General features: G+C 45.9%; 12 protein-coding genes and 1 riboswitch. Of the genes, 9 read left to right on the forward strand and 3 right to left on the reverse strand.

Annotated elements, in window-relative coordinates; all coding sequences use genetic code 11:
- The first annotated feature begins 1 nt into the window (after position 1).
- The 6 genes from otnK (at position 2) to ACXAGQ_RS19585 (ending at position 6,726) form a co-directional block, all read left to right on the forward strand.
- Positions 2 to 1,261: a 3-oxo-tetronate kinase gene (otnK, locus tag ACXAGQ_RS19560; protein ID WP_475256104.1), complete on the forward strand. Its 1,260-nt coding sequence runs from the start codon at positions 2 to 4 to the stop codon at positions 1,259 to 1,261.
- The gene (otnC, locus tag ACXAGQ_RS19565; RefSeq protein WP_475256106.1) at positions 1,254 to 1,886 is read left to right on the forward strand and encodes a 3-oxo-tetronate 4-phosphate decarboxylase; all 633 of its coding nucleotides are present in this window, start codon (positions 1,254 to 1,256) and stop codon (positions 1,884 to 1,886) included. The genes otnK and otnC overlap by 8 nt, the downstream gene beginning before the upstream one ends.
- Positions 1,886 to 2,662, forward strand: coding sequence for a 2-oxo-tetronate isomerase (gene otnI / locus ACXAGQ_RS19570; RefSeq protein WP_475256108.1), 777 nt, complete (start codon positions 1,886 to 1,888; stop codon positions 2,660 to 2,662). Before otnC ends, otnI begins: the two co-directional genes overlap by 1 nt.
- Positions 2,663 to 2,734: 72 nt before the next feature.
- Entirely contained in the window at positions 2,735 to 3,703 is a 969-nt protein-coding gene (gene denD / locus ACXAGQ_RS19575) for a D-erythronate dehydrogenase (RefSeq protein WP_475256110.1), read from the forward strand.
- Positions 3,703 to 5,205 carry a GntP family permease gene (locus ACXAGQ_RS19580; protein ID WP_475256643.1) on the forward strand — a complete coding sequence of 501 codons (1,503 nt, stop codon included), beginning with the start codon at positions 3,703 to 3,705 and terminating at the stop codon, positions 5,203 to 5,205. The genes denD and ACXAGQ_RS19580 overlap by 1 nt, the downstream gene beginning before the upstream one ends.
- A gap of 141 nt (positions 5,206 to 5,346) precedes the next feature.
- Complete coding sequence (locus ACXAGQ_RS19585) at positions 5,347 to 6,726, forward strand: IS4 family transposase (protein WP_475251517.1); 1,380 nt, start codon at positions 5,347 to 5,349, stop codon at positions 6,724 to 6,726.
- A gap of 40 nt (positions 6,727 to 6,766) precedes the next feature.
- Here ACXAGQ_RS19585 and ACXAGQ_RS19590 read toward each other — a convergent pair whose 3' ends face one another.
- Positions 6,767 to 7,447, reverse strand: a complete 681-nt coding sequence (locus tag ACXAGQ_RS19590) for a hypothetical protein (RefSeq protein ID WP_475256111.1) — start codon at positions 7,445 to 7,447, stop codon at positions 6,767 to 6,769.
- 264 nt (positions 7,448 to 7,711) lie between these two features.
- Entirely contained in the window at positions 7,712 to 8,131 is a 420-nt protein-coding gene (locus ACXAGQ_RS19595) for a hypothetical protein (protein WP_475245082.1), read from the reverse strand.
- 272 nt (positions 8,132 to 8,403) lie between these two features.
- A riboswitch (Fluoride riboswitch) is annotated at positions 8,404 to 8,467 on the forward strand.
- 127 nt (positions 8,468 to 8,594) lie between these two features.
- On the opposite strand from ACXAGQ_RS19595, the gene ACXAGQ_RS19600 reads away from it, so the two are divergent.
- Both ACXAGQ_RS19600 and ACXAGQ_RS19605 read left to right on the forward strand, forming a co-directional pair.
- Positions 8,595 to 9,287, forward strand: coding sequence for an iron-sulfur cluster assembly scaffold protein (locus ACXAGQ_RS19600; protein WP_475256113.1), 693 nt, complete (start codon positions 8,595 to 8,597; stop codon positions 9,285 to 9,287).
- 67 nt (positions 9,288 to 9,354) lie between these two features.
- Positions 9,355 to 10,359, forward strand: a complete 1,005-nt coding sequence (locus ACXAGQ_RS19605) for a GGGtGRT protein (protein WP_475256115.1) — start codon at positions 9,355 to 9,357, stop codon at positions 10,357 to 10,359.
- Between the two features lie 108 nt (positions 10,360 to 10,467).
- Here the strand turns inward: ACXAGQ_RS19605 and ACXAGQ_RS19610 are convergent, their stop codons facing one another.
- Positions 10,468 to 11,319: a GNAT family N-acetyltransferase gene (locus ACXAGQ_RS19610; RefSeq protein WP_475256116.1), complete on the reverse strand. Its 852-nt coding sequence runs from the start codon at positions 11,317 to 11,319 to the stop codon at positions 10,468 to 10,470.
- Between the two features lie 312 nt (positions 11,320 to 11,631).
- On the opposite strand from ACXAGQ_RS19610, the gene ACXAGQ_RS19615 reads away from it, so the two are divergent.
- Positions 11,632 to 11,922, forward strand: a complete 291-nt coding sequence (locus ACXAGQ_RS19615) for a putative quinol monooxygenase (protein ID WP_475245075.1) — start codon at positions 11,632 to 11,634, stop codon at positions 11,920 to 11,922.
- Positions 11,923 to 12,085 lie beyond the last annotated feature (163 nt).

Consider the following 12,085-nt stretch of genomic DNA (forward strand, 5'->3'; position numbering starts at 1 on the left):
CATGCTACTAGGAGTTATAGCTGACGATTTTACCGGCGCAACAGATATTGCTGGCTTTCTCGTTGAAAACGGCATGCGCACCATTCAACTCAATGGTGTCCCAGAAACCAAGGTAGATATTGATGCCGATGCGGTCGTCATCAGCCTAAAATCACGTTCTTGCCCAGTTAATGAGGCTATCGAAACCTCGGTTGAAGCCCTTAACTGGTTACAACAGCAAGGCTGCCAACAGTTCTACTTTAAATACTGCTCGACATTCGACAGTACTCGCGAAGGTAACATCGGCCCTGTCACCGATGCCTTGCTCGAGGCCCTAAACGAAGGATTCACTATCGTTTGCCCTGCACTTCCAGTTAACGGGCGTACTGTATTTAACGGCCATCTATTCGTTATGGGTGAATTACTTTCTGACTCAGGGATGCGTAATCACCCAGTTACCCCGATGACAGATTCAAGCCTTGTACGTTTGATGGATGCACAATCAACTGGGACAACTGGCTTGGTTAACTACCAAACTATCGAGCAAGGAGCGCAGGCTGTCACAGAACAATTCTTAGCCATTGCCCAAAAAGGCCAGCGCTATGCGGTTGTTGATGCCTTCAACCAAGCCCACCTTGAAACATTGGGTGAAGCAGCAAAATCACTCAAGTTGGTAACAGGTGGCTCAGGCCTTGCTTCGGGTATTGCCAAAAATTGGGCCGAACACTTAAGTGACCAGTCATCAGCAAAAGAAGCCGGTAAGCCTCAACAGGCCAAGACTGTGGTTCTATCAGGTTCCTGTTCAGTCATGACCAATCAGCAAGTTGCCACTTACGCTCAAAAAGCACCAAGTTTAGCATTGGATGTTAAAGCGTGCCTTGAGCAGCAAGATTACTGTGAATCCATCTTCAAGTGGGTGCTTGAAAACCTTGATGCTGGCTTCGCGCCTATGGTTTATGCCACCGCAGAACCGGAAGTACTAAAAGCTATCCAGACTCAATATGGCGCTCAGGCTTCCAGCCAAGCAGTTGAACAATTCTTCAGCCAACTAGCCCACCAGCTAAAAGAGAATGGCGTACAGAACTTCATTGTCGCGGGTGGCGAAACATCCGGTGTTGTAACCCAAAGCCTTGGTGTTAAAGGTTTCCATATCGGCCCTCAGATTGCACCGGGTGTGCCTTGGGTCAAAGCGGTAGACAGCAACCTGTCACTGGCACTGAAATCAGGCAACTTTGGTGACGCCAACTTCTTTGAAACGGCACAAGGGTTCTACCATGACTGAACAACAACTCAGAGAGCATATGGTAACGCTTGCTCGCTCGATGTTCGAGCGAGGTTACGCCACCGGCGGCGCAGGTAACCTTTCTCTTAAACTGTCTAACGGGCACTTTCTCGCCACACCAACAGGCTCTTCTTTTGGCCGTTTGGATGCGGAGCGTTTATCTGTAGTGGATATTGACGGTAACCATATCTCAGGTGACCGCCCGTCGAAAGAAGTCGCTTTCCACTTGGCAATTTACCGAAACAACAGTGAATGCAATGCCATTGTTCATTTGCACTCGACCTACCTAACAGCACTTTCGTGTTTGCAAGGGCTGGATACCGACAATGCTATTAAGCCGTTCACGCCTTATTTCGTTATGCGTATCGGGAAACTACCCGTGATCCCTTACCTACGACCGGGGGATCCGCGCATCGCTGAAGAGTTAGCAAAACGGGCTAAGGATTACCGTGCCTTCTTGCTAGCTAACCACGGCCCAGTTGTTACAGGTAGCGACCTTATTGATGCAGTCGACAATGCCGAAGAATTGGAAGAAACCGCGAAACTCGCATTGATGTTAGATGGCAAACCAATCAGATACCTAAGCCAAGAAGAAATCACAGACCTACAAGGGAGAGGCAAATAATGGCTAAGTTCGCAGCAAATCTCACCATGCTATTTACCGAAGTACCTTTTTTAGAGCGCTTTGAGCAAGCACACCAAGCCGGTTTTAAGGCCGTGGAATACCTTTTCCCATATGCCTTTGATGCTGAAGTGCTTGCGAGTGAACTAGAGAAATATGGCTTCGAACAAGCATTATTCAATATGCCTCCGGGTGATTGGGATGCAGGCGAGCGTGGCTTTGCCGCAATCCCTGGCCGTGAAGATGAGTTCCGCGCCAGTGTCGACACAGCATTGAACTACGCTCTCACCCTAGGCTGTAAAAAAGTTCACGCAATGTCAGGTATTGTCGATAACGCCTTTAGCTACCAACAACATGTTGACACCTTCATTAGCAACATTCGTTTTGCCGCTGATGTGTTTGCCGAACACGGCATTGAACTAATGATTGAGCCACTGAACAACCGTGATGTGCCTGGGTACTTCATTTCACGCCAGCGTGAGGCGGTTGAACTTATTAAGCAGGTTGATCGCCCGAATGTGAAGCTGCAACTAGACCTATACCACGCCCAAATTATGGATGGTGACTTATCTGTGCTTATCCGCGACTTGGCTAACTACACCGGCCATATCCAGATTGCCTCGGTACCAGACCGTCACGAGCCAAGCGAGGGCGAGCTTAACTACCCTCTCCTGTTCAATGTGTTGGACGAGTCAGGCTACATCGGTTGGATTGGATGCGAGTACACCCCTAGAACAAACACCCAAGCGGGTCTGCAATGGGTTCAACCTTATTTATAAATCAATAACAAAGTATAAGTAGCCACAGGTTGGCTACTTCAATCAAACGACGTGAAAAAACAGGGAATGAAAATGAATATAGTGATTACCGGCGGAGCTGGATTTATCGGTACCCTACTTGCCGAATCCCTCCTAAAGAACAATGATGTTAATAAAATCACCCTTGTCGATATTCAGGAATCAAAATTAGTTGGCACAGATCCAAGGCTTGAATCCATTAATATCGATATGACCCTCCCTCACAATGTTGACCAAGTGATTACCAATAAAGTCACCCATGTTTTTCATTTAGCGGCCATTGTGTCAAGCCATGCCGAAGAAGACTTCGACCTTGGAATGTCAGTCAACCTAGAAACTACCCAACTGCTACTGGAAAAATGCCGTCAGACCAATCCGGCAATTCGTTTTGTGTTCTCCAGTTCTTTGGCTGTGTTCGGTGGCACCCTGCCGGATGAAATTCTACCTATGACCGCCATGCAACCTGTATCGAGTTATGGCACACAAAAGGCCATTGGCGAATTGCTTGTTAACGATTATGCACGCAAAGGGTATGTTGATGCTGTTACAGTAAGGCTACCTACGATTTGTATACGCCCGGGCAAACCAAATAAGGCCGCAAGCTCTTTTGTCAGTGGAATCATCCGCGAACCTTTAAATGGCCAAGAGTCAAACTGCCCTGTCGATCCTGAGTTGAAGCTATGGATCTCTAGCCCAAACAAAGTTGTAGAGAACATCGCTCGCGCAGGCTTTATCTCAACACAACAACTCAATCAGTTAAGTTTCCGAACACTTAACCTCCCGGGATTTCAAGTTACCCCGTCAGAGATGATTGCGAACATGAATGCCGTTGTCGGTAAAGACTTATCGCATTACATATCCTTTGAGGCCGATGCTCAAATTAACCGTATCGTTAGCAGCTGGCCGCAGTGCATCAATAATGATATTGAGAAAGCACTTGGCTTTGTGGCAGACAGCAACTTCACTGAGGTGCTAGCCCATTTCCAAAATTCAGAGAATAAAGAAACGGAGGCAACATTATGATTCTTCCAACTTCTGTTGTCGGCCTAATTATAGCTGTCGCGGTATTGGTTTTTCTAGTACTTCGTACAAAGGTTCACGTGCTTATTGCCATGCTAGCAGCTGCATGTATCGCTGGTATCATCGGAGGACTTAGCGTAAATGACACCATGTCGACTATCAGTGCTGGGTTTGGTGGCACCCTAGGTGGAATAGGTATTGTCATCGGTCTTGGTGTAATGATGGGCGCAATCCTCGAAACAACTGGAGCCGGCGAATCTATTGCCTACCATTTCATCAAGTGGCTAGGGAAAAAGAAAGAAGAAACCGCTTTGGCAGTAACTGGATACATAGTCTCTATTCCCGTTTTCGTAGACAGTGCTTTAATTATCCTCTACCCAATTGCCAAGTCTCTTTCTAAGACATCGCAGCGCTCTATCTTGACCTTGACTGTTGCTCTAGCCGGTGGCCTAGTTGTAGCCCACCACGCAATACCACCGACTCCTGGCCCCCTTGGTGTAGCCAGTATCTTCGGGGTTGATTTGGCATCAATGCTTGGCTTTGGCCTTGCAGTGGCGGCTCCATGTATCATGGGTATTGTTTGGTACGCTCGCTGGCTTGAAAAGCACTTCCCTGAATTTGTACCTGTAGAGCACCTGAGTAAAACAGATGAGCAACTTGCCAAAGATCATACTGACTACCTAGCCAGCAAGGAAAATAAGAACTTACCGACACTTGGGCGTTCAATTGCACCTATCATCGTCCCAATTGTATTGATTCTATTTAAATCCCTGATGGCACTGTTCGAAAGCAACTTTGGTTTTGAAGGTTTATCTCAGAGTGTTATTGGCCAATTCATTGATTTCGTAGGTAGTCCGGTTATCGCTCTATCTATTGCAACCTTACTTGCAATCTACACACTAGGGAATCATCTAAGCAAAGAACAAGTCACAGAAAAACTAGAAGAAGGTATCTCAACCTGTGGGATCATTTTACTTGTTACCGGTGCCGGTGGTGCACTTGGTGCAGTACTTCGTGAAACTGGGGCGGGTGCAGAAATTGCCAACCAAGTTGCATCATTACCCATTTCACCAATCATGATCCCATTCATCATTGCGACCTTGGTCCGTATCATACAGGGTAGTGGTACTGTATCGATGATTACGGCAGCCTCTATATCGGCCCCTGTTCTTATCGAAATCCCAGACGTAAACTTACTCTTTGCCGCCACCGCTGCCACTATGGGGAGCTTATTTGCTGGCTATTTCAATGATTCGTTGTTCCACATCGTCAACCGCTTAATGGGTGTTACCGAAGTGAAGAAGCAACTTGTTATCTGGACTATCCCTACGACCATTGCCTGGGCGATTGGTGGTACCTTAGTGATGGTGTTAAATCTAGTATTCGGTTCACAAGGTTCAATTATCGATCCATTGCTACCGTTGCTAGTGTTAGTTGGTTGCTACTTCTTTATTCGTTCTTATGACAAGAAAAATAGTGAAAACCTCGCACCCTCTAACTCCTAACCATTGGTAGAGTGTCATTTTAAGGGAGGCAAAATGCCTGTCTCTTATACACAAGTCCCCCGCCTCATGGCGGGGGCTTTTTTTGAACTCTTTTTCTTTATTGCGATCCGATCTTACACAATATGAGTAAAGGTCATCATCATGATAGGGAATTCTACTTTAGAATGGGCTCAACAAACCTTTTCGCATGCCAAGCTTGGCGACTCTAGACGTACACAACGACTAGTCCAATTAGCCAGTGATATGGCATCTAATGTTGGAGTGTCTATTGTGCAAGCCTGCCCTAATCCCGCCTCTATTGAAGGGGCATATCGCCTCATCCGTAACCCTGATGTTGAAGCCAATGCGATAGCTGAAGCCGGTTTTGTGGCAACAACTAACGAGGCTGAAGCGCATGACTTATTACTTGCCCTTGAAGACTCCACCGCTCTAACCTACACGCATAAAAGCCTCTCCGATGAACTTGGTCACGTGAACTCGGGAAATCGAACCCGGGGGATGCTAGCTCACTCTGTTCTGTTGTTTGCACCACGCGAGCAAAAGGTTGTGGGGCTAATCGAACAACAGCGGTGGACGAGGGATATTGCGACTCGAGGCCGGGGACATAAGTTCGCCAAGCGACCGTATGAAGAGAAGGAGACCTTCAAGTGGCAACAGGCATCAACCGCAATGTCTGAACGTTTAGGTCAACTCCAAGCCCGAGTCATTTCAGTGTGTGATAGGGAGTCAGACATCTACGAATACTTACATTACAAGCTGACCAACCAGCAGCGTTTTGTTGTGCGCTCGACCTATAGTCGCTGCATTGAGGAAAGTGGTTATAAGCTCCATGATTATGCAAAGGAGTTATCCCCATCGGGACAACGAACTGTCCATATTGCTCAACGGGGTGGTCGCAAAGCGCGTAAAGCAACATTAGATGTATGCTTTGCTCCTATTACGATTAAGGTTCCAGCCAATAAGTGTGGCAAGTCACTTTCTCTGTATTATGTTGGTTGTAAAGAGCGAGGTGACAACAACGAAAAATTGGAGTGGCACTTACTGACTTCAGAGCCAGTGACAACGTTAGCGAAAGCCCAGGAGATAATCAGTTACTACGAACAGCGCTGGTTGGTTGAAGAGTTCCACAAGGCGTGGAAAAGTGATGGAACCGATGTCGAAGCACTGCAACTTCAATCAAAGGACAACCTGGAGAGAGTTGCCGTCATTCAAGCGTTTATCGCTATCCGCTTGTTACAACTTAGAGCAGAAAGCCGCGGACAAGAAACCAGTAGCTGTGAGTCTGTTCTACCCGGAATATGCTGGAAATTATTATGGGTCAAACAAGAAAATAAGCCCTTACCAACAACAGCTCCAGATCTGAAATGGGCTCGAGTTACATTAGCAAGGCTAGGCGGATGGTATGACAGTAAGCGAACAGGGCGGCCCGGTTGGGCCGCCCTATGGCGAGGCTGGTATAAATTAGCAGCAATTCAAGAAGGATACCTTATAGCCCAATCCTTTACCTCTGATGAGATGTGATCAAGAGACAGGCAAAATGCCTCCCTTTTCTATTTCACCGTTAATGAACGACCCCGATCAATCCAATATCACTCCGAGTGACAACGCCTTTCTCATCAACCTCATAAGTAATCCCTGATTCAGTCTCAAATGACAGCAGGTTTTCATTCAACGTCAGCTTGCCTACAGACAGGGATGAATATGTATTTTCACTAATCTTCACATAATTGTGAAAGTATGAAGCTTTTCGAAATGTTTTCATCACCGTATCGCCATATTTCACTGCTATCTGAAAGTCTCCAATACTGGTATCAAGCGCCACATAATCGTCTTCTTTCGCACATACGCGCATATTCTCTACGACAAAAATCACGTCTTCCTGTAGTTGAGGGCTGTAGTACTCATAATTCTCTTTCACATAGCAACCATTAGGCTTGGCTTTCGCGATAGCAGATAAGTTCTGAAATTCTGAATGAGGAATGAAGCTGTAGTTTATTTGCTCCTGTCCTAACGCTAAAATCAACTGCTCTCTAAACTCAGCCATATCTTCATTGGTCATCTCAGCATCTTTAAGTAGATACTGAACATCTAGAGCATCTGCTGTCGCTTTTTCGCTCAGCACCTCAATTAGCTCACTCTTCTGTAGATCCACCGGAATCACTTTAGAGGCATCATCCTCACTTGGGCTTGCACACCCAAAAAGAAACATAGATATAACAGCCATTAACGTTAAATTTTTCATCCTGATACCAACTGGTTGAGTTTAACTCGCCGTCGAATATAAAACACCGTTCAATTATTAAGCGAACTAAATGCTCTTTATTTTTATTTTCCTCTAAATCAACAAACCTACTCGTTTGATATTAGGGGCTAGATAGCAAATCAATGCATATTGAAGTGACTATAACAGACGAGAAGCAAAAAGTTGTAACCTAACTCAAAAAATTATGAACACCGTTTGAATTTATACAGTATGATGCCCTGACAATCAGGGCATCCGTAAAAATCATCGAGGCTTAGCCACATATTCATAATTATCACCACGGCGTTTATAGTAGTGATTATCGATAATGGCATAGGTTGCGCCTGCAATCACTGCAAATGTCGCTATCTCTGGTAGACGACTACGATGATAGTGGCGGTGCTTAGGGTACTTGTGAACAACCACTACTTTCTTATGCTTTTTTTTGGGCTTCTTCTTCACTACAACTACATGGTGTTTATGTTTGTGGTGCTTATGCTTGTGATGTTTATGCTTATGGTGATGATGGTGGTGATGCTTATGTCCCTTCGCCTCAGCCACATTAGGTACAGTGATCCCCGCAGTTGCAATGATCACCGCTATTGCGCTTGTCATCAGAACTTTGGTCAATGATTGCTTAGCTTTTGGCAGTTGCTTTGATTCCGCTCTAAGTTGTAATTTCATGGTTTAGCTCCATTCTTTTATGGCGCTAGATTACGTCCTGCAATGCAAAACAATGTTCGATTTCTGTAAAATTTCGTCAAGCGGACGGTCAAAAACCATAGAAATATTAATGGTACTAATTAAGTGATTGAATTATTGGTAAGGCTCGAAAGATCCCCTTACATTTCAACTAGAGCAAAAAGACTATTCCAGTTTTGCAATCTAGGATTTTTCATTCAGGTAGTTCATTTTTTGGTCACTGGCGTATAGTTAATCCCATCGACGAGAGGTAATCGTTGGTGGGAGATGATGTTCCTCCTTTAACCGCCCTACTGGGATGATGACGTCTAACAACAACGGCAATGAATGGCCGAGGATCCTCGTTGGCACTGTGTTTTCGTAGTGCCTCTGGGTATGTTGTTAGCGTTAATATTCCTCCCCATTCTTTGCTCAAACAAACACCTGTTAGAGATGAGCAAAAGCAATGCAATATTCAACTGAAATCCAAGACATGTGCCCTATCCAGAGAGGGCCTCAACATCAATCATCTCCTATTCCTGTCGAAGGCCGTTGGGTACACCCCAAAGATGTTATCGCTATTTCCGGGGTAAGCCATGGCGTTGGCACCTGTGCGCCTCAGCAAGGCGCAGCGAAGCTCACCCTTAATGTCAAAGACGGCATTATCGAAGAGGCCCTCATTGAGACCATCGGCTGCTCAGGTATGACCCATTCTGCAGCTATGGCCTCTGAGCTAATTACAGGCAAGACCATTCTTGAAGCATTGAACACAGATTTGGTGTGCGATGCCATCAATGTCGCGATGCGTGAAATTTTCTTGCAGTATGTATATGGCCGCACCCAAACCGCTTTCTCACTAGATGGCCTGCCAATAGGCGCTGGGCTAGAGGACTTGGGGAAAGGGCTTCGTAGCCAAATCGGCACCCATTACGGTACGCGTGCCAAGGGGCCGCGCTATATGGAAATGGCCGAAGGGTATGTTACCGAACTAGCACTTGATGAAAATGATGAAATCATCGGCTATCGCTTTGTCAATCTTGGAAAAATGATGGGATCAATTGGCAAAGGAGTCCCTGCCGCAGAAGCAATGCAACAAGCAACGGGACAATATGGACGTTTTGATGAAGCGGTCAAGACTATTGATCCTCGCCATCAGTAACTGGCGCACAATAGGTGACAACGTCACCAACCTATAAACATTACTTTCTTTTTCCGAGGACAGCATCATGGCCGCATTATTCGAAAATTACGACCGCCGCATCAACCAAATTCAGCCACTCCTTGAACAATATGGTTTCAGTTCGATGAATGACGCTCTAGCGTATTGCAAAGAGCACAATGTTAACCCTTATGAAATTGTCAAAGAGACCCAACCTATTGCCTTTGAAGATGCAGCATGGGCTTATGTACTGGGTGCCGCTATCGCATTAAAAGAGGAAAGCCAAAGCGCAGCTGAAGCGGCAGAGGATATAGGACAAGGCTTGCAGGCCTTCTGTATCCCTGGCTCAGTAGCCGATCAACGCCAGGTGGGTATCGGACACGGAAAATTGGCCGCTCGCCTGCTAAGTGAAGAAACCCAGTGCTTTTGCTTTCTAGCTGGGCACGAGTCTTATGCGGCGGCTGAAGGAGCAATTAAAATTGCCCTAAATGCCAACAAAGTACGCCAGCAACCGCTTCGGGTGACCCTCAATGGCCTAGGCAAAGATGCGGCCTACTTGATCTCTCGCATCAATGGCTTTAACTATGTCCAAACAAAATATGATTATGACAGTGGCAAACTGAATGTTGTTTCAGAACGCCGATTCTCAAAAGGCCCACGAGGTGAGATAAGTTGTTACGGTGCCGACGATGTACAGGAAGGTGTGGCTATTATGTATCGTGAAAACGTCGACATATCAATTACGGGTAATTCGACTAACCCTACCCGCTTTCAGCACCCTGTGGCAGGGACCTACAAGAAAGAACGCCTGGAACAGGGCAAGGCATACTTTTCTGTCGCCTCAGGTGGCGGTACCGGACGTACCCTTCACCCTGACAACGTGGCTGCCGGTCCTGCATCATACGGCATGACTGATACCATGGGCAGAATGCACTGTGACGCCCAGTTCGCTGGCTCTTCTTCCGTGCCAGCTCATGTTGAAATGATGGGTTTGGTGGGTATGGGTAACAACCCTATGGTTGGCGCAACGGTCGCCGTGGCGGTTGCTATTGAACAATCAATAAAGTCATAAATTCACTAAGCAGCCTATTTTAACAATTGGCTTGCCGCACAGCCATTGCCCAGCATTTACTTTCTCTTTTACTCGAAAGTAGGCTGGGCAAATAAGCTGTGATTCTCACTAGCCCAACTCGAAGGTGGTGACGCCAAATGTACGGTCAACCGAAATCTCAGGCGTATCCCCTGTGTACATGCGTGCAGTGGTAAACACTGGCTCCATATTGTATTTTTCTGCTAGTGCTACGCCGGGGAGATTCACTTCCGGCACGTCCAAATAAATATTATCTGTTGCGGTTGCTTTAGTTCGAAGAGCAAGAAAAAGCTCCTCTGCTAACAAAGCATCATCGGCAAAAAGCGGCCCTATCTTAAATCCGTTTCTACACGGGCGGATCACTCCATAACCAACCAGTTTACCTGCTTGTTTGATACCCAATGCACTAGAGCCAGTTTGATTTATCCATTTCTGTAAAAAAAGCGCTCTTTCGGTTGGGAAAAAAGCAGCGTCATAATCCACTACTTCACTTAATGGCAATTCACTGAGATCGATCAACCCTATACCTTCAGGCTCATCACCGCCACCAACGCCTTCAAAGCGAATGTTGCCATAAGCGAGCTTAAACCCTGATTGCTTATAGTTACCCTGCTGCTCAACAACACCATCTAATCCCACATTACAGCCTTCCAAGTATTGCAACCCTGCTTGCCAGAGCTTAAAGCCATAACCCTTACCACGATATTCAGGCTTAACAATATAAAAGCCCAAAAAACCGTAACTACCGTCGTACTTCACCACCGAAATCGAAGCAATCGCTTCACCCCCTAAATAACCAACCAAAAAACCATTCGGGTCTGCGGCATAAAATGACTCAATATCATAAAGCCCCGGATTCCATCCTTCTGCGGCGGCCCAATCAATGGCCTGTAATAAGTCCTGTTTCGACATAACCTCGATACGATAATCTTGTTCTGCCATCGCCGCCCTCCAACATAACTCTACTTTCATACGGATATGCTAAGGGTAGATGATTAATTAGTTAACCTGGTCCACTGAAATGCTTTAATGCCATCTTACTCGCAAAATGACTAACCGATTGTCCTTCACAATCAGGAAAAGGAAATGCGGAAGTAGCATAAAGCCAAGCATTTATTATCAATTTTAATTTGATAATAAATCAAAAGCACACCTGTTTTCAGAAAAGCTATAGCCATCTAATATTCAATACATCAACGCGGTATTCAACACCGCAGCCAAAATGTCCATATACAAATTATGAGAGGAAGCCCCATGACTAAGCTAACCATCGTTGCCAACATCATCGCTAAAGAAGACAAAGTTGACCTTGTAAAAGCAGAGCTATTGAAGCTTATTGATGTAACACGTGCGGAAGAAGGTTGCATCAACTATGACCTTCACCAAGACAACGAAAACCCTGCACACTTCCTGTTTTTTGAAAACTGGACCTCACGTGAGTTATGGCAGCAGCATATGGGTAACCAACACCTTGCTGATTACATGGCTGCTACTGAAGGCTGTGTGGAGCAGTTTACCGTCAATGAGATGACCCAAATCGCATAATTTAACTCCCTCCCTTTTCTGTTACCCCATTGCCCGCGAAATGCAGGTGATGGGGTTTTGCATTTCAGCTTAGTAGGTTACTAAAAGTTAACTACTTGAAGATAGCGGTATCCGTGTCCACAATGAGCACTGTGATTCAAACAATCTATACCAATGGAGTGAA

Source organism: Photobacterium sp. ABD4_091, from assembly GCF_056160145.1.